We start from the raw sequence: 17,288 nt of genomic DNA on the forward strand, positions 1-17,288 counted from the left end.
ATTTACATCAATGACCTAATATTGTTATGTTTACTTAAAATCTATAATCTCAAAATATGTATATGAAAAAACTACTCTCTTTTGCATTTGTCTGCTTATCTCTTTCACTTTCTGCACAAACCCCATGCTCTGGTGGCACTGCTGGTCCTTATCCTTGTGATGGATACGACCTTCAGAGTGAAATTAGTCTAGGCGTTATGAATGCAAGTGACGGAAATGATTCATGGGGTTGGACAGACCCTTCAAATGGAAATGAGTATGCAATTGTTGGACTTGATAATGGAACAGCATTTATAGATATTAATAATCCTACAAACCCTATATATTTAGGAAAACTACCAACTCATACATCTTCTAGTACTTGGAGAGATATTAAAGTTTACAGTAATCACGCCTTTGTGGTAAGTGAGGCTGGAGGTCATGGAATGCAAGTTTTTGACCTCACAAGACTTCGAAATGTTACATCACCTCCTGTTACATTTACAGAAGACGCCCACTTTGATGGTTTTGGCAGTGCACACAATATTGTTATAAATGAAGATACTGGCTATGCATATCCTGTGGGAGCTAGTAATTTTAATGGTGGGCCAATTTTTATAAATATACAAGACCCACAAAACCCTACTGCAGAAGGTGGATACGGAATGGATAGCTATAGCCATGATGCTCAAATTATCACATATTGTGGTCCAGACCCAGATTATAATGGTAGAGAAATATTAATTGGGAGTAATGAAAACGAAGTTATTATAGCTGATATTACAGACAAATCTAATCCTATTAACATTTCTTCTGTTGGCTACCCAAATACATCATACACACACCAAGGATGGTTTACCGAAGACCAAAGCTTTTTTATATTAGGTGATGAGATAGACGAAATAGACAATGGTTTTAATACACGTACAATTATTTTTGATCTTTCAGACTTAGACAATCCGTCATTGAGCTTTGAGTATTTAGGACCTACTGCTGCAATTGATCACAATGGATATACCAGAGGAACAAAATATTACATGGCTAACTATCGAGCTGGCTTACGTGTAATTGATGTAACAGACATTGCTAGTGGAAGCATAGTTGAAGAAGGTTTTTTTGACACCTACCCAAATAATGATAACGCTAGTTTTAGTGGAGCGTGGAGTGTTTATCCTTATTTTGATAGTGGAAATATTGTAATTAGCGATATCAATAGAGGTTTCATATTGGTTAAAGCTTCAACATATGAGAACACACCTCCAACCGCAGTTTGTGGCACGACTACCATTTCGTTAGATGAAAATGGTGTAGCAACTTTAAATCCTGCTGACTTAGACGGAGGATCAACAGATAATGCAGGAGATACTTATTTCTTAGTTTGCGATAAATTTTTTGATTGTTCTGAATTAGGAGCAAACACCGTAGAACTTGAGGTTTATGATGATTTTGGAAATCGTGATTTTTGTTCAGGTACCGTTAATGTAATAGATGAACTTGCTCCAATTCTAACTTGCCCAACAAACGCAGAAGTTGAATTTGATGCTGGACAAAGTTTTTACACCCTTCCAGATTATGTAACACTCGGAGAAGTAACAGCCAATGACAATTGCACCACAGGGCTATCAATTACTCAAGATCCTGCTGCTGGGACACAACTACCACAAGGAAATCATTTTATTACTTTTGAAAGCACAGATAACTCAGGCAATATTGGTACTTGCATGTTCCAAGTTGCGGTTGAAGCACCTTTAAATATTGAAGAGAATGATCTAAATAGTGGATTAATATTATACCCTAACCCCGTAAGCAATCATATTACAGTATCATCAAAAAACACCCCTATAACATCTCTTCAAATAGTAGATATTTTAGGAAAACAACTTTTAAACGTAGGAAGCATAAGTGTAAAAACAAAAACAATTGATGTTTCTCAATTTATTGATGGTATTTACTTCATAATAGTAAACAATCAAATTTCTAAGAAAATTATTAAAAATTAGTAAGTACTACAAAATTATTACAATTTAATATTAGTGCTAATTGCAAGTGATTAGCAATTAGCACTTTTCTGTAATTATGCTTCTGAAATTTAACAATCCAAAACATAACTGTTACATAATGATATTAATAAAAAGATTTATAACGCCTCTTTTTTTTCTTTCACTTATTGCGAGTATATCTTGCAGTGAAGATGTAACTCCAACTGAAGAAATACAAGAAAATGAAGATATTCCAATTGAGTTTAATTTAGAAATTGCGTTTGCAAAAAGTTTAGGAGGTAGCAATATAGATGAAGGGGAGGCAATTATACAAGCTAATGATGGTGGCTTTGTAATTCTAGGCGCAACAAAAAGTACTGATGGTGATATTACAGACAAAACAATAGATGACACAGATGTTTGGATTGTAAAAACAGACCCTCAAGGCTCTATTCAATGGAGTAAAACGTATGGAGGATCTGATAATGATTTTGGGACAAATATTAAAAAAACAAATGATGGTGGTTATATAATTTCAGCAGTTACTAGAAGTTCTGATGGTGATATTTCTACAAATGCTGGATTTAATGATATGTGGGTTTTTAAAATATCTAGTTCAGGAAATATAATTTGGGAAAAAACATACGGTTATGCTGGCAATGACCTTGCTTACAATGTAATATTAACATCAGATGGAGGTTATTTATTACTTGGAGTTTTAGACGTAAGTGCTAGTAATGGAGAGGGGAATGTCGGTCGTATAAATAGCAATCATGCAGGTGGTGACTATTGGGTTCTTAAATTAGATAGCTCAGGAGAAAGAGAGTGGAGTCGATACTACGGCGGCACCTTTACTGATACTGCCTACGATGCAATAGAGACTCCTTCTGGCGGTTTTATAATTACGGGGAGCTCAGACAGTGAAGATGTAGATATAAATTCTAATATTGGAGAATATGACTTTTGGATTCTAAATATAAACGAAAGTGGAGATATTATCTGGAGGAAAAATTTTGGAGGTTCTGAAATTGACCTAGTATATGCAATGACTAAAACAATAGACGGAAACTATTTATTAGTAGGTGACACCAGAAGCAGTGATATAGACATCGAAGACCCGTTGGGTAATGCAGATGTTTGGGCTGTAAAATTTAGCGAATCTGGTTCTATAATTTGGACAAAAACCTATGGAGGAACTCAATTTGAATCAGCCAGAGACGTTGTTTCTCTTTCAGACGGCACCATAGCAATAGTTTCTTCAAGCAGAAGTAATGATATAAATTTAACTAATAATTATGGGGTTAATGATGCTTGGCTACTACTAATTGACAATGATGGCAAAATGTTGAGTCAAAAAAATATTGGGGGAAGCAATCTAGATTTTGGTAGAGGTATCACACAAACTATAGACGGGAATTTAATAATTACAGGAAACACTGAAAGTGCAGATGGAGATTTAAACTCTAATAAAGGAAACTACGATTTATTATTAGTTAAAGTTGAAAAACAAACAAATTAAAGATACTAATAGCTAAGGCTGGAGATTTTAATGCTGAAATTTTTTCAACCATTTAACTTCATTAAATTCAGCCTAACAAAAATTTTAAATTAAAAATGAGGATTTTTTGTTAAATACAAGAAGGATAATTTATTAATATTTCAGAAAACAAAGCCCTAAAAATTACGTTAATCATTAAATAATTTGCTAAAAATATTATGAAAAAAATTGCTTTAATACTATTCGCTGCTATTGCTGTAATAGCTTGTGATAAAAATGACGACAATGAAACAGTTGTTGAAAATGTAAATTTTGATATAAATTTTAGTCAAAATTTTAACGGGACATCAATTACAAATGCAAACTTTAACAATGTTGACTATACGGTTGCAAATGGTGAGATGATTAGTTTTTCAAGAATGCGTTATTTAATTACAGATATAACTTTTACAAACCAAGCTGGAGTTTCTACAGTTGTGGATGAGTATAATTTTGTTGATGTTGGTGAAGAAATAGGCGCAACTATTGAAAATATTTCATTGCCTGTAGGAGCATATACCGTATCAGCAAGGTTTGGTTTTACTGAAGCAGATAATACTACAAATGCATATCCAGACTTAAACAATGCTTCTTGGAATGTTCCAGAACCAATGGGAGGAGGATATCACTACATGCAATTAGAAGGTCAATACATCAATGACATAGGAGCAACTGTTGGATATGCTTATCATACAATAAGTGCTGCTCAAGATGTAATGACACCAGAAGTAACTAGAGAAGATACCTCTATTTTGTTTACAGCTTCAAATATTGTTATTTCAAATGACAATAATATTATTAATGTTAAAATGAACATTGCAGAATGGTTTAATCCATGGAATTTGAATGAACGTGACAACGGATTAATGGGTAATTATGATGCTCAAATTGACATGAATATTAATGGTCAAACAGCGTTTACAATAGAGTAATTAAAATTTCTGAAATGTTTAAAAAGGGGATCCTTATTATATTAATTTTTACTTTTTTTTCATCATGTAACGATGACGAACAAGAGAGCTATATCCCTACCCCACTAGCATTTGAAGCACCAGTATTATTCCAACAGTTGCTTCCAAACCCCTCTTTTCCAGCGGATAACCCTCAAACGGTTGAAGGTGTATCTTTAGGACGCAAATTATTCTTTGATAAAAATCTTTCTGCAGACAACACATTAGCTTGCGCAGGTTGCCACGCGCCTAACCAAGGCTTTTCTGACCAAAGACAATTTAGCATAGGAATTGATGGAATTGCAGGATTTAGAAATTCAATGCCACTCGTAAATCTCGCCTTTAATACAAGGAATAAATTTAATTGGGACGGAAGCGCATCTTCATTAGAAGAGCAAATTCTAGAACCTGTAATAAATGAGATTGAAATGCATAATACCTGGCCTAATGCGGTAGCAACGCTACAGGCTCAGTCTGATTACCCGCTACTTTTTGAACAAGCTTTTGGTACTGCTACCATTTCAAAGGAATTAGCAACAAAAGCAATTGCTCAATTTATAAGAACAATTGTTTCTGGAAATTCAAAATTTGACAAGCATTTAAGAGGTGAGGCCTCCTTAACACCCTCTGAAGCTAATGGATTTGCCATTTTTCTGGATGAAGATAGAGGAGATTGCTTTCATTGTCACGGTAGCGATAGCAACCCAATATGGTCTGATAATGATTTCCACAACAATGGACTAGATGAGGAATTTACTGATCGAGGACTTGGCTTAATCACAGGAGATCCAGCGCATTTTGGGCTTTTCAAATCACCATCTTTACGAAATCTTGCCTACACAGCACCATACATGCATGATGGCCGTTTTGAAACCCTTGACGATGTTATAAATCATTATAGTGAAGGACTCGTTTTTTCTGAAACTATAGACCCCTTAATGAAAAGTATCGCACAAGGAGGGGTTCAATTAACTGAAGCTGACAAAGCAGATTTAAAAGCATTTTTACTAAGCCTCTCAGACCCTAGCTTAGCAAATAATCCTAACTATCAAAATCCAAATTAAACAGAATTTATTTTCCAGATTTTGCTAATATCTGTTCTTCGGAAATATTAAGAATTGGCTATAATTAATGCCTATTAACACATCTTTTTTAATTATCCCATCCTCTTGAAAAAATGCCGTTTTTAGCGTATATTTGCACTCCAATTTAGACTAAATCTAAATATATGATTAAAGTAAGCGATACTGCAAAAACAAAGATTGCGCAACTAATGACCGAGGACGGTTTTAGCATTGCCAAAGATTACGTACGTGTAGGGGTAAAAAGTGGCGGATGTTCTGGATTATCTTATGAATTAGATTTTGATGGAGTTGCTGGTGAAAACGATAAAATTTTTGAAGAAAATGATGTTCGAATTGCAGTTGACAAAAAAAGCTTCCTATATCTTGTAGGGACTACACTAGAATATAGTGGAGGCCTTAATGGTAAAGGATTTGTTTTTAATAACCCAAATGCAAACCGCACTTGTGGTTGTGGTGAAAGTTTTTCACTTTAATAATTACAGAAAAAAAGCTATGAGTAAGTATACAGAAGATGACTTAAAGAAAGAACTCGAAACTAAAGAATATGAGTACGGGTTTTACACAGATATAGAATCTGAAACATTCCCCATTGGTTTAAATGAAGATGTCGTACGTGCGATTTCTATGAAAAAGGAAGAACCTCAATGGATGACAGACTGGCGTCTAGAAGCTTTTCGCCATTGGCAATCTATGGAAGAACCAGATTGGGCAAATGTTCATTATGAAAAGCCAGACTTCCAATCTATCGCCTATTATTCTGCTCCTAAAAAAGTAGATCCTAACAAAACCTTAGATGATGTTGACCCAGAGTTATTAGCAATGTATAAAAAGCTAGGCATCTCTGTCGATGAACAGAAAAAAATGAATAACATAGCGATGGATATCGTTGTAGATTCTGTTTCCGTAGCAACTACCTTCAAGAAAACCCTTGGAGAAAAAGGTATCATCTTCATGAGTATTTCAGAAGCTATCAAGGAACACCCTGAGCTTGTTAGAAAATACTTAGGTTCAGTAGTTCCTCAACGAGACAATTTTTATGCAGCCTTAAACAGTGCTGTTTTTAGTGATGGTTCTTTCTGTTATATCCCTAAAGGCGTTCGTTGTCCAATGGAGCTTTCAACTTATTTTAGAATTAATCAAGCGGGAACTGGTCAGTTTGAAAGAACTCTTGTAATTGCTGACAAAGGAAGCTATGTAAGTTACCTCGAGGGGTGTACAGCCCCGAGCCGCGATGAAAATCAATTACATGCTGCTGTTGTAGAGTTAATTGCATTAGATGATGCAGAAATAAAATATTCTACGGTACAAAACTGGTTTCCTGGAAACAAAGAAGGTAAAGGTGGCGTTTTTAATTTTGTTACAAAAAGAGGAATTTGCGAAAAAAACGCAAAAATTTCTTGGACACAAGTAGAAACTGGTAGTGCCGTAACATGGAAATATCCAAGTTGTATTCTAAAAGGAGACAATAGTGTAGGTGAATTTTACTCCATTGCTGTGACAAATAACTTTCAGCAGGCAGATACTGGAACAAAAATGGTTCATATAGGAAAGAACACTAAAAGCACTATTATTTCAAAAGGAATTTCCGCAGGAAAATCACAAAATAGTTATCGTGGTTTAGTAAAAATAAATGCAAATGCGGACAACGCACGTAATTTCTCTCAGTGCGATTCTCTTTTAATGGGTAATGCTTGTGGTGCACATACATTCCCTTATATTGAGGCGAAAAATAAAAGTGCTCAAATTGAACATGAAGCAACGACAAGCAAAATAGGTGAAGATCAAATTTTTTATTGCAACCAAAGAGGTATTGACACAGAAAAAGCAATTGCTTTAATTGTAAATGGTTTTAGCAAAGAAGTATTAAACAAACTTCCAATGGAATTTGCAGTCGAAGCCCAAAAATTATTAGAAATTAGCCTTGAAGGCTCCGTTGGTTAATCCGAAACTAAAAACAAAAACATGAAAAAGTTAGTATTCATTGCAATAGCAATATTTACACTAGCGTCTTGTAATAACAACACTAAGAAACTAGACAAAAACTTAGTAACAACTAAAAATTCTAATTTATCAGTTTACAAAGGTGAGTTTATTTACACCGCAGATGCAGCTGTTTTAAAAGGAAAAGACTTTATTTATGGGGTTACTATAGATAAAAAAATGCAAGAGCTGGCTAATAAAGTAGCACCGGTCAAAAAAGATGATTTTGATATGGTCCCAGTAGTTGTAACTGGAACTTTAGCAAATAAACCCGAAGGAACTGAAGGCTGGGATGAGGTTTTAACAATTATTGATATTGTTCAAATTAGTAAGAAACCAGCACCAGCAGATGTTAAAATTGAGGACAAAAATATAGTAGATAAAAAAGCGAGAGCAATCCAGAAAAAATAATATGTTACATATAAAAGACGTACACGCACGTGTAGAAGAAAAGGATATTTTAAAAGGGATTTCACTAAATGTAAATGCAGGAGAAGTACATGCTATAATGGGACCTAATGGTTCTGGAAAAAGCACACTTGCTTCTGTAATTTCAGGGAAAGAAGAGTTTGAACTTACGCAAGGCGAAATTACTCTTAATAGTGAAGACATAACAGAGCTTGATCCAGAAGAAAGAGCTCATAAAGGTATATTCCTTTCGTTTCAATACCCTATTGAGATTCCAGGAGTTTCAGTAACTAACTTCATTAAAACAGCTATCAATGAAAACCGAAAAGCAAAAGGTTTAGAGGATATGCCAGCTAGTGACATGTTAAAAATGATTCGTGAAAAAGCTGATTTATTAGAGATTGATCGTAAATTTTTATCTCGTTCTTTAAATGAAGGTTTTTCTGGTGGAGAAAAAAAACGTAACGAAATTTTTCAAATGGCTATGCTAGAACCTAAACTTGCCATTCTTGATGAGACTGATTCTGGTCTTGACATTGATGCTTTGAAGGTTGTTGCAAATGGTGTGAACAAATTAAAAGCAAAAGATAACGCTGTAATTGTTATCACACACTACCAGCGTTTACTTGATTATATTGTTCCAGATTTTGTACACGTTTTAATGGACGGTAAAATTGTCAAGTCTGGAACAAAAGAATTAGCATATGAGCTAGAAGAAAAAGGATACGACTGGATTAAAGAAGAATTAGTAAAATAAGTTTTAAGTTTTATAAAGTTCAATTAAATGAACATTTTGTTTAACTCATAACTCACAATTCAACACATGAGCTTAAAAGAAAAATTACAATCCTCATATATTGCTTTTGAAGACCATTTAGAAGCAGATTCTCCATTGCACGACTTAAGAACTGCTGCAATGAAAAGCTTCGAAGACCAAGGTTTTCCTAGTAAAAAAGATGAGGCATGGAAATACACATCACTTAACTCTTTATTAAAAGTAGATTATAGCGTTTTTCCTAATGGAGAGAATGCAATTGAACTTAAGGATGTGAAAAAGTATTTTTTACACGAAATTGACACCTATAAACTTGTATTTATTGATGGCGTTTACAGTTCTTTCCTTTCAGAAACTACGCATGATACTATTGATGTTTGTTTAATGTCATCTGCTTTAAATAAAGCGAAATACAAACCTATAATAGAAACATATTTTAACAAAGTTGCAACAAAAGAAAGCCTCACATCATTAAACACTGCTTTCACTAAGGAAGGTGCTTATATTAGAATCCCTAAACACAAAGAAGCTCAAAAACCTATTGAAATTATAAATTTTTCAACAGGAAATGAAGCTGCAACTTTATTGCAACCACGTAACCTTATTGTGGTAGAAGAAAATGCACATGTTCAAATTATAGAACGTCACCAAAGTCTAAGTAAAAACGCTGTTCTCACAAACAGTGTGACTGAAATCTTTGCTGAAAAAAGAGCAAACGTGGATTACTATAAAATTCAAAATGATAAAGAAAATGCTTCTTTAATAGATAGTACATACGTTTCTCAAGAACGCGATAGTATTTGTAGTGTTCATACTTTTTCATTTGGAGGAAAGTTGACTAGAAACAATCTTAATTTTAGACAACTTGGAGAAGGTTGTGATTCTATTTTAAATGGTGTTACAATTATTGAAGGAAAACAACATGTAGATCACAATACATTAGTTCATCACATTGCCGAAAACTGTGAGAGTCATCAAGATTATAAAGGTATTTTCGACGAAAGCTCAACTGGAGTATTTAATGGTAAGGTTTATGTTGAAAAAGATGCCCAAAAGCTTGACGCATTTCAGCAGAACAATAACATATTAATTAGTGATAAAGCAACAATAAATGCAAAGCCACAATTAGAAATATTTGCTGACGATGTACGTTGCTCCCATGGTTGTACCATTGGGCAGTTAGATGAGGAAGCACTATTCTATTTACGCTCCCGCGGAATTGCTATGAAAGAAGCAAGAGCGTTGCTCATGTATGCTTTCGCAAATACAGTTCTCGAATCTGTAAAGATTCCAGAATTAAAAACAAGAATAAATAAACTCATCGCAAATAAAATAGGTGTGAATTTAGGCTTTCAAGTATAATACTGAAACTCTAAAAAAGCCTTTCCGTTATAACTGAAAGGCTTTTTTTTCACGATCAAATTTTCAAAAGTTTAAAAATTAGGAAGACACTATGTTTGATGTACATGCTATAAGAAAAGAGTTCCCTATACTTTCAAGAGAGGTTAATGGATATTCATTAGTTTATCTTGATAATGCCGCAACATCTCAAAAACCACAACAGGTTATTGATGCAATTGTTGATTATTACTCAAATTATAACGCAAATATACACCGCGGTGTTCACTCGCTTTCACAAGAAGCAACGGATGCTTATGAAGCAGCACGCAAAAAAATTCAAGCTCACTTTAGTGTTAAACATTCACACGAAGTAATATTAACCCCTGGAACTACACATGGAATCAACCTTGTAGCAAATGGTTTTTCATCTTTGCTTAAGGAGGGTGATGAAATTATAGTTTCGGCATTAGAACATCATAGCAATATTGTCCCTTGGCAAATGCTTTGCGAACGTACAGGAGCTATTTTAAAAGTTATCCCAATTGATGAGGATGGAGTTTTAAAAATGGATGCATTTGATACTTTGTTATCTAAAAAAACTAAACTTGTTTTTGTTAATCATATTTCAAATGCGCTAGGAACCATAAACCCTATTAAATACATAATCGATGAAGCACATAAATATGATGCTGCTGTTTTAATTGATGGTGCACAAGCGTGTTCGCATATAAAACCAAATTTAGCAGCACTTGATTGTGACTTTTATGTCACTTCTGCACATAAAATGTGTGGTCCTACAGGCGTTGGGATGCTCTACGGAAAAGAGGAGTGGTTAGAAAAACTACCACCATATCAAGGAGGTGGTGAGATGATTGCCGAAGTTTCCTTTGAAAAAACAACCTACGCTGGATTACCTCATAAATTTGAAGCAGGAACCCCTAATATTTGTGGTGGAATCGCCTTTGGGGTAGCAATTGACTATTTAAACAACATTGGTTTTGATGCCATTGCAGCACATGAAGAAAAGCTGTTAAAATATGCTACTAAAAAATTATTAGCAATCGATGGTTTAAAAATTTATGGAACTGGCACTCAAAAAACATCAGTTATTTCATTTAATATAGAAGGGATTCACCCGTATGACATTGGCACTATTGTTGACAAATTGGGCATAGCTGTACGAACAGGACATCATTGCGCACAACCCATTATGAATTTTTTCAATATACCAGGAACCGTACGCGCATCGTTTGCATTCTATAATACAATGGAAGAAGTGGACAAATTAGTAAGTGCAGTGGAGCGAGCAAAAATGATGTTGCAATAGTTTTCTTCTTAAATTGTATCGCAATTATCCCTTTTTAACTGTAAATTTATAAAGGTATTTTAAAAACCTAACAGAGTATAATTTAACAGAAAAAACAAATTTATCATGAAAAAACTACTTTTAGTAACGGCACTTATATCCGCAGTACTTATGACAGGGTGTAATGAAACAAAAAAAGTTATTGAAACTGCAGGTACGGTGAGATTGACAGGAAATTATACTGTAACACAAATCACGGGCACCCCATTACAATCAAAAGATATGTCCCTATCATTTACCGCACTAGACAAAATGGTATCTGGAAATAGTGGATGCAATACGTTTTCTGGAAATTATAGCATTGATGTTCTTGCAATAAGCGTAGGACAGCTTATGGCAACAGAGGCTTATTGTGATGAGCCAGTAATGAATGTAGAAAGAGCATTTATGAAAGCATTAAAAGAAACCGGTTCATTTAATATTGAAGATAATGTTTTATCGTTGTATTCAAAAGTAGACCGCAGTGTATTACTAAAAGCCTCACGTAAATAAAAGTTACAAATAATTGACTATGACGATTGAACAAATACAAGAAGAATTAATTGATGAGTTTTCCATGTTTGATGATTGGATGCAACGCTATGAGTATATGATTGACCTAGGAAAATCATTACCCTTAATTGATGAAGCTAAGAAAACCGATGATAAACTCATCAAAGGATGTCAATCAAAAGTTTGGCTAGATGCAGGACTTAATGGCGAAAAGGTGAATTTTAAAGCAGATAGTGACGCTATAATAACTAAAGGAATTATAGCAATTTTGATTCGAGTTTTTGACGACCAAGCTCCAGAAGATATATTGAGCGCAAAAATGGATTTCATTGATGAGATAGGATTAAAAGAGCACCTTTCCCCTACTCGAGCCAATGGCCTTGTATCAATGGTAAAGCAATTAAAATTGTACGCATTGGGCTATCAAGCACAGTTAAATAGCTAAATAAAATCAAGGTTGTTTTTCTTCGGAAATTTAACTTCGACATTAAAATAATAAAGATTAAATAAACCCTTTTAGTAGGGCAGCTAATATGGAAACACAAGAAAGAGATACAGCAGAGTTAGGCGAAAAAGTAGTTAAAGTTTTAAAAACAATTTTTGACCCAGAAATCCCTGTTGACATTTACGAACTTGGACTCATTTATGATGTATTTGTAAATGAAAATAATGACGTTAAAATTTTAATGACCCTTACAACGCCCAACTGCCCAGTTGCCGAAACATTACCTGTTGAAGTAGAAGACAAAGTAAAGTCATTAAAAATGGTAAATGATGCTGAGGTAGAAATCACTTTTGATCCTCCTTGGACCCAAGATTTAATGAGCGACGAAGCAAAATTAGAATTAGGGATGCTATAAAAATTTAACGCTTTCTGTCTATCTTATTTTTAAACGACAGGGCTAAAATTTAAAATAGGATTCCTATAATTAAGTTAGAAATTTGGAAAACGAAATAATAAATAGAGTTGCTCAAAGCAAACTTGTTACTATAGACTTAGAAGATTTTTACCCATCTGGTAAAAGAATATTATTTGATATTTCTCAATGGTTACTAGAAGGCATAATTTTAAAAGAAAGTGATTTTAGAGCATCTGTAAAGGAACATGATTGGTCTCAATATAATAATACTTATGTAGCTTTATATTGTAGCACAGATGCGATTATACCCTCTTGGGCTTTTATGTTAGTTGCATCTCATTTAGCTCCTTTTGCAAAGGAGATTATTACTGGAGATTTGAAAAGTATTGAAACGGTTCTTTATACAAGAATAGTTTCAGAAATAGATATAGCACCTTTTGATAATATTCCAGTAATAATTAAAGGTTGTTCAAACAAACCTATTCCACCCTCTGCATACAGTATGTTGATTAAAAGATTACAGCCTGTAGCAAAAAGCATCATGTTTGGGGAAGCATGTTCTTCTGTCCCCCTTTATAAAAGAAGGTAATTCGCCTAGAGTTTAATTACTTTCAACGAAAGCACATTTTCTATTATTATATTATAATTGGAAGATGTTTTACATTTGTGCAAATATTTTAAATTACAACTAATGAAAAAAATTTTACTTACACTAGCAATCGCTGCAATTCCTTATTTAATGGTTGCGCAAGATGAAGCTGAAGCTCCTAAAGAAGGATGGACAAAAGCAGGAAATGTTTCATTACTTTTTAGTCAATCTGCATTTAATGCTGAGTGGCAAGGTGGTGGTACAACCAATTATTCTGTAAATCTTACAGGATCTTATGATGCAAATTATAAGAAAGGAAGATTAACATGGGACAATCGCTTAATGGTTGATTATGGTATTACAAATCAAAGAGACCAAGAGTTCTCAAAAAAAACAAATGATCGATTAGAGTTTAACTCTATTGTTGGAAAACAATTGAGCGATACCAGCAAATGGTATTATTCTTTCTTCTTCAACTTTAGGTCACAAATTACTAGTGGGTACACTTTTGGCGAAGATGTGGATGGAAATGAAACAAGAACTGAACAAACTAAGTTTTTATCCCCTGGATATTTTCAAGCAGGACCTGGTATGTTATGGAAAGATAGCGATAATTTAAAAGTGAATATTGCTCCCGCAACTGCTCGTTTAATTGTCGTTGACAGCAAGTTTACCGAGGTTGATGCTAACGATCCTGTTGCTCTTGCGGCGTATTCTCCATACTTTGGTGTAGATGCAAATGAGTCAACTCGTTTTGAATTTGGTGCTTCTATAGGTGCTTATGGCAAATTTACACTACTTGAAAATGTATCAATGGAAAACGTTTTAAACCTTTATAGTAATTATTTAGAAGATCCTCAAAACGTTGATATTGACTATACTATGAATTTAGTAATGACAGTAAACAAATGGATAACTGCTAACACAACTTTCCAAGCAATCTATGATGATAACGCTGTAAAAGGATTTCAAATTCGTGAAGCACTTGCCATTGGTGTTACTTATGGTTTTTAGTCTATAGACCATTTATAAAAATTTCAGTAAATTAATTTGACATAAAAAAGCCTCGAAACTTTTGTTTCGAGGCTTTTAGCTATTGTATTATTATAGAATTATTTTTTTACAATGCGCTTAGCCGTTTGACCTTGATTTGTTTGAATTTTCACTAAGAAAACACCCGCACTTAAATCTTGAACATTAATTTCCTGAACAACACCAGATGCTTCAAAAGTTCTAACTAACGAACCTTTAATATCATAAACAGAAACAGCTTCAATTTGAATACCATTTGAGGTGTTTATTCTTAAAATATCTGAAGCTGGATTAGGCGAAACAGAGATTTGTGAATCTAAAGTATTATCAAAAACACCTGCAACTTGATCCCCATCTAAAGCAAAAGGGAAACCATTAATGTTACCTGACCCACCATCTGCATTAGGAGCCCATAAACTAGTATTTGGATCAAATTGTAAAGCATCACCTGTTGTAGTAGCTCCTAAAATAGAAATAGGTGGCTGCCATGGTCCAGAAAACCCAGGATCACCATCATAAACCCAATCAACCCAGTATTGACCCGGAGCAAGACTTAAACCTGGAGTTAATGCAACAACCTCTTGAATAGCTCTGTCTGTTGCGTCTGGAGTCCCTTCCGAGTCTCTATAAGCATTACTAAAGAATGATGTATCTAAAACATTAGTCGCTAAATCTCCATAAATTACAGTTGATCCAGGATCACTTGGAATTCCATCCCAAATTTGAATATACACACCAGGAATAGATGCTGGAGACGTAGGGGCCCCTGTTTGATATGCATATAAAGTAATTTCATTGATTTGATAACCATCAGCAATTGTAAAATCATCTGATATTCTGAATCCGCTACCAGTATTACAACCTGCACCTAATGTAGTGTTACCAATAGTTACATTTTCTAATCTACTAATGTCAGCACCACCAAGTCCAGCACCTGGTAAATTAAAATAAGGGCCATTTTCATAAAATACTGCTTCCGTTCCTATAACAGATGCATCATTAATAGAAAACCCATCCGATGTAGGAGGTGTTGATGAACTTGTGTCCTCATCCATTTGTTGTGCTTGAACAACAAATGATGTTGCCAACAATGCACTCACTATAAAAGTAATTTTTTTCATAATAAACCAATTAAGTTGTTAATATTATATAAAACTATAAAAAATATTAACACAAAATAACTTTATATATAAAAATTTAACCTATTATTCGAAAGTAAATTCCTACTATTCTATATATTCTTCAGGATATAGAAAATTATTATATGGAAATCTTGTTACATGAATATCTCTTACTTTATCGTAGACAAGTTTTCTAAAAGCTTCAAAGTTTTCTTTCATTAATGCCGAAATGAAAATCACATCACCATCCATTTTGTTCATCCACGTTTTTTCCCATTCTTCAATAGAATAATGCGCCTTTGTTTTTTCAGTGACTAAATCATCTTCCTCTATGGTTTCTGGTTTATAAGCATCAATTTTATTAAATACCATAATTGTAGGCTTATCAGCACTGTCAATCTCATCAAGTATTTTATTGACTGAGGCTATATGATCTTCAAATGACTCGTGAGAAATATCTACAACATGTAATAGTAAATCTGCTTCACGAACTTCATCAAGTGTACTCTTAAAAGACTCTACTAACTGTGTAGGAAGTTTTCTAATAAAACCTACCGTATCACTTAGCAAAAATGGCATATTACCTATTACAACTTTGCGTACCGTAGTGTCAAGCGTAGCAAACAATTTATTTTCTGCAAAGACTTCACTTTTACTTATAACATTCATTAATGTTGATTTCCCAACATTTGTGTAACCCACAAGCGCCACTCTTACAAGAGCCCCTCGGTTACCTCTCTGAACATCCATTTGCCTGTCAATTTTTTCAATTTTCTTTTTTAGCAAAGAAATACGATCTCTTACAATACGTCTGTCAGTTTCAATTTCAGTCTCTCCAGGTCCACGCATTCCTATCCCACCACGTTGACGTTCTAAGTGAGTCCACATCCCTGTTAACCTAGGAAGCAAATATTGATATTGTGCTAGCTCAACTTGTGTACGTGCATAGCTTGTTTGTGCTCGTTGTGCAAAAATATCTAAAATAAGATGCGTACGATCAATTATCTTGATATCTAGAATCTTCTCAATATTTTTTTGTTGTGCTGGTGATAATTCGTCATCAAAAATTGCTGTCCCAATATCATGTTGTTGCACATATGATAAAACCTCATCTAATTTTCCTGTACCTATAAATGTTTTAGGATTTGGTTTTTCCATTTTTTGAATAAAGCGTTTATACACTTCACCACCAGCAGTATATGCTAAAAATTCTAATTCGTCTAAATATTCTTTAGACTTTTCCTCATCTTGTTGCTGGGTTATGAGACCAATTAATATAGTCCTCTCGTAATCTATTTGTTTTTCTTCAATCATATATTCTAATCATTATACACTTAGAGTAAAGGTACTAAAGAGCAACAAATGAGCCTCTCAAGATTTTATTAAATTTAGCTGTTATCATTTAAGATTTATAAAAAATTTAAAAAGGATAGCTATTGATAGCTTATTAATCAAATAAAAATTTATTTTTTTAACATAAATTTAATATTATTTTAGCAATTCATATAAAACAAAAACAATGAAAAAATTAATTTTAAGTTTAGCAGTAATGGGTATGGTATTAACAGCTTGCGGTAGTGATGATGATGCAGGTTTTGACTGTGTTGCTTCTTCTCAAGATATTTCTGCAAAATTAACGGCATTTATTGAAGATGACTCAAATGCAAATTGTCTTGCTTACAGAGCTTCTTTACAGTCTTTTGTAGATAATGGCTGTTCAGGAGAACAAGCTGCTCAGTTTCAAGCAGCGTTAGATGACTTAGACTGCAATTAAAAAATAAATTATAATTAATT

The 17,288-nt window shown here is 33.8% G+C and carries 18 protein-coding genes; 16 read left to right on the forward strand and 2 right to left on the reverse strand.

Translation table 11 applies throughout. The annotated features are described in order from the left end of the window. Positions 1-62 precede the first annotated feature (62 nt). The 15 genes from GB234_RS15295 to GB234_RS01015 all read left to right on the forward strand — a co-directional run bounded on the left by GB234_RS15295 (position 63) and on the right by GB234_RS01015 (position 14,355). Positions 63-1,979 (forward strand): choice-of-anchor B family protein, encoded by a 1,917-nt coding sequence (locus GB234_RS15295; RefSeq protein ID WP_151892634.1) that lies wholly within the window; start codon positions 63-65, stop codon positions 1,977-1,979. A gap of 118 nt (positions 1,980-2,097) precedes the next feature. Continuing rightward, positions 2,098-3,477, forward strand: a complete 1,380-nt coding sequence (locus GB234_RS00950; RefSeq protein WP_151892635.1) for an autotransporter outer membrane beta-barrel domain-containing protein — start codon at positions 2,098-2,100, stop codon at positions 3,475-3,477. A gap of 197 nt (positions 3,478-3,674) precedes the next feature. After that, positions 3,675-4,427, forward strand: a complete 753-nt coding sequence (locus GB234_RS00955) for an MbnP family protein (RefSeq protein ID WP_151892636.1) — start codon at positions 3,675-3,677, stop codon at positions 4,425-4,427. A 14-nt stretch (positions 4,428-4,441) separates the two neighbouring features. After that, a complete protein-coding gene (locus tag GB234_RS00960; protein WP_151892637.1) occupies positions 4,442-5,509 on the forward strand; it encodes a cytochrome-c peroxidase in 1,068 nt (355 codons plus the stop codon). Between the two features lie 164 nt (positions 5,510-5,673). Continuing rightward, the gene (locus tag GB234_RS00965; RefSeq protein ID WP_151892638.1) at positions 5,674-6,003 is read left to right on the forward strand and encodes a HesB/IscA family protein; all 330 of its coding nucleotides are present in this window, start codon (positions 5,674-5,676) and stop codon (positions 6,001-6,003) included. Positions 6,004-6,022: 19 nt separating this feature from the next. Further along, the gene (sufB, locus tag GB234_RS00970) at positions 6,023-7,471 is read left to right on the forward strand and encodes a Fe-S cluster assembly protein SufB (protein ID WP_151892639.1); all 1,449 of its coding nucleotides are present in this window, start codon (positions 6,023-6,025) and stop codon (positions 7,469-7,471) included. A 21-nt stretch (positions 7,472-7,492) separates the two neighbouring features. Continuing rightward, a complete protein-coding gene (locus GB234_RS00975) occupies positions 7,493-7,921 on the forward strand; it encodes a hypothetical protein (RefSeq protein ID WP_208997312.1) in 429 nt (142 codons plus the stop codon). Position 7,922: 1 nt separating this feature from the next. Then, positions 7,923-8,675 (forward strand): Fe-S cluster assembly ATPase SufC, encoded by a 753-nt coding sequence (gene sufC, locus GB234_RS00980; RefSeq protein ID WP_151892640.1) that lies wholly within the window; start codon positions 7,923-7,925, stop codon positions 8,673-8,675. Between the two features lie 66 nt (positions 8,676-8,741). Then, positions 8,742-10,055, forward strand: a complete 1,314-nt coding sequence (gene sufD, locus GB234_RS00985) for a Fe-S cluster assembly protein SufD (protein WP_151892641.1) — start codon at positions 8,742-8,744, stop codon at positions 10,053-10,055. A gap of 91 nt (positions 10,056-10,146) precedes the next feature. Next, positions 10,147-11,361: an aminotransferase class V-fold PLP-dependent enzyme gene (locus GB234_RS00990; RefSeq protein WP_151892642.1), complete on the forward strand. Its 1,215-nt coding sequence runs from the start codon at positions 10,147-10,149 to the stop codon at positions 11,359-11,361. Between the two features lie 105 nt (positions 11,362-11,466). Continuing rightward, complete coding sequence (locus tag GB234_RS00995) at positions 11,467-11,892, forward strand: META domain-containing protein (protein WP_151892643.1); 426 nt, start codon at positions 11,467-11,469, stop codon at positions 11,890-11,892. Between the two features lie 19 nt (positions 11,893-11,911). After that, entirely contained in the window at positions 11,912-12,337 is a 426-nt protein-coding gene (locus tag GB234_RS01000) for a SufE family protein (protein ID WP_151892644.1), read from the forward strand. Between the two features lie 88 nt (positions 12,338-12,425). Continuing rightward, entirely contained in the window at positions 12,426-12,752 is a 327-nt protein-coding gene (locus tag GB234_RS01005) for a DUF59 domain-containing protein (RefSeq protein ID WP_151892645.1), read from the forward strand. 82 nt (positions 12,753-12,834) lie between these two features. After that, positions 12,835-13,341: a DUF2480 family protein gene (locus GB234_RS01010; RefSeq protein WP_151892646.1), complete on the forward strand. Its 507-nt coding sequence runs from the start codon at positions 12,835-12,837 to the stop codon at positions 13,339-13,341. Between the two features lie 102 nt (positions 13,342-13,443). Beyond that, positions 13,444-14,355: a DUF3078 domain-containing protein gene (locus tag GB234_RS01015; RefSeq protein ID WP_151892647.1), complete on the forward strand. Its 912-nt coding sequence runs from the start codon at positions 13,444-13,446 to the stop codon at positions 14,353-14,355. Positions 14,356-14,453: 98 nt separating this feature from the next. Here GB234_RS01015 and GB234_RS01020 read toward each other — a convergent pair whose 3' ends face one another. Together GB234_RS01020 and hflX are read right to left on the reverse strand one after the other, a co-directional pair. Then, positions 14,454-15,494 carry a T9SS type A sorting domain-containing protein gene (locus tag GB234_RS01020; protein ID WP_151892648.1) on the reverse strand — a complete coding sequence of 347 codons (1,041 nt, stop codon included), beginning with the start codon at positions 15,492-15,494 and terminating at the stop codon, positions 14,454-14,456. 105 nt (positions 15,495-15,599) lie between these two features. Further along, the gene (gene hflX / locus GB234_RS01025) at positions 15,600-16,808 is read right to left on the reverse strand and encodes a GTPase HflX (protein ID WP_151892649.1); all 1,209 of its coding nucleotides are present in this window, start codon (positions 16,806-16,808) and stop codon (positions 15,600-15,602) included. 205 nt (positions 16,809-17,013) lie between these two features. On the opposite strand from hflX, the gene GB234_RS01030 reads away from it, so the two are divergent. Beyond that, the gene (locus GB234_RS01030; protein WP_151892650.1) at positions 17,014-17,268 is read left to right on the forward strand and encodes a hypothetical protein; all 255 of its coding nucleotides are present in this window, start codon (positions 17,014-17,016) and stop codon (positions 17,266-17,268) included. Positions 17,269-17,288: the final 20 nt, after the last annotated feature.

Source organism: Patiriisocius marinistellae (genome assembly GCF_009014635.1).
Taxonomy (GTDB): domain Bacteria; phylum Bacteroidota; class Bacteroidia; order Flavobacteriales; family Flavobacteriaceae; genus Patiriisocius; species Patiriisocius marinistellae.

Coding starts and splice junctions, on each gene's coding strand:
- GB234_RS15295 (WP_151892634.1), top strand. CDS start 63: ATGAAAAAACTACTCTCTTTTGCATTTGTCTGCTTATCTCTTTCACTT.
- GB234_RS00950 (WP_151892635.1), top strand. CDS start 2,098: ATGATATTAATAAAAAGATTTATAACGCCTCTTTTTTTTCTTTCACTT.
- GB234_RS00955 (WP_151892636.1), top strand. CDS start 3,675: ATGAAAAAAATTGCTTTAATACTATTCGCTGCTATTGCTGTAATAGCT.
- GB234_RS00960 (WP_151892637.1), top strand. CDS start 4,442: ATGTTTAAAAAGGGGATCCTTATTATATTAATTTTTACTTTTTTTTCA.
- GB234_RS00965 (WP_151892638.1), top strand. CDS start 5,674: ATGATTAAAGTAAGCGATACTGCAAAAACAAAGATTGCGCAACTAATG.
- sufB (WP_151892639.1), top strand. CDS start 6,023: ATGAGTAAGTATACAGAAGATGACTTAAAGAAAGAACTCGAAACTAAA.
- GB234_RS00975 (WP_208997312.1), top strand. CDS start 7,493: ATGAAAAAGTTAGTATTCATTGCAATAGCAATATTTACACTAGCGTCT.
- sufC (WP_151892640.1), top strand. CDS start 7,923: ATGTTACATATAAAAGACGTACACGCACGTGTAGAAGAAAAGGATATT.
- sufD (WP_151892641.1), top strand. CDS start 8,742: ATGAGCTTAAAAGAAAAATTACAATCCTCATATATTGCTTTTGAAGAC.
- GB234_RS00990 (WP_151892642.1), top strand. CDS start 10,147: ATGTTTGATGTACATGCTATAAGAAAAGAGTTCCCTATACTTTCAAGA.
- GB234_RS00995 (WP_151892643.1), top strand. CDS start 11,467: ATGAAAAAACTACTTTTAGTAACGGCACTTATATCCGCAGTACTTATG.
- GB234_RS01000 (WP_151892644.1), top strand. CDS start 11,912: ATGACGATTGAACAAATACAAGAAGAATTAATTGATGAGTTTTCCATG.
- GB234_RS01005 (WP_151892645.1), top strand. CDS start 12,426: ATGGAAACACAAGAAAGAGATACAGCAGAGTTAGGCGAAAAAGTAGTT.
- GB234_RS01015 (WP_151892647.1), top strand. CDS start 13,444: ATGAAAAAAATTTTACTTACACTAGCAATCGCTGCAATTCCTTATTTA.
- GB234_RS01020 (WP_151892648.1), bottom strand. CDS start 15,494: ATGAAAAAAATTACTTTTATAGTGAGTGCATTGTTGGCAACATCATTT.
- hflX (WP_151892649.1), bottom strand. CDS start 16,808: ATGATTGAAGAAAAACAAATAGATTACGAGAGGACTATATTAATTGGT.
- GB234_RS01030 (WP_151892650.1), top strand. CDS start 17,014: ATGAAAAAATTAATTTTAAGTTTAGCAGTAATGGGTATGGTATTAACA.